We start from the raw sequence: 383 nt of genomic DNA on the forward strand, positions 1-383 counted from the left end.
GTCCTGATGGATCAGGCGAACGACGCGCTGCAGGAGGGCGACTTCGAGCAGTCGCTGAAGCTCGCGAATGCCTCGCTGAAGCTGCGCCGCACCGCGCGCGCGCACCTGGTGAAGGCACAGGCTCTCCAGCGCCTGTCTCGGGTGGAGGACGCGCTCAGCGCGATCGACGATGCGGAAGCCTTGAGTCCGCGGTTTCCGATGGTGTTCGAGCTGCGCGGCCGGATCTTGTGGGCGGCGCGTCGCGAGGACGAGGCGCGGATCGCGTTCGAGCAATTCCTCGAGCTGTCGCCGAACGGCGCGACCGCTGCGCAGATCCGGCGGTTGCTCGACAGGCCTCGCTGATGCGCGTGCTCGGTCTCGAGAGCTCGTGCGACGAGACGGCC

Annotated in this window: 1 protein-coding gene; it reads left to right on the plus strand. The window is 68.7% G+C overall.

Going from position 1 to position 383, the window contains the following annotated elements; genetic code table 11:
* On the plus strand, positions 1–342 hold a 342-nt coding region (locus I6F37_RS44765; RefSeq protein WP_225155095.1), incomplete at its 5' end, for a tetratricopeptide repeat protein.
* Positions 343–383: the final 41 nt, after the last annotated feature.

The organism is Bradyrhizobium sp. NBAIM08 (assembly GCF_020193935.1).
Taxonomy (GTDB): Bacteria; Pseudomonadota; Alphaproteobacteria; order Rhizobiales; family Xanthobacteraceae; genus Bradyrhizobium; species Bradyrhizobium yuanmingense.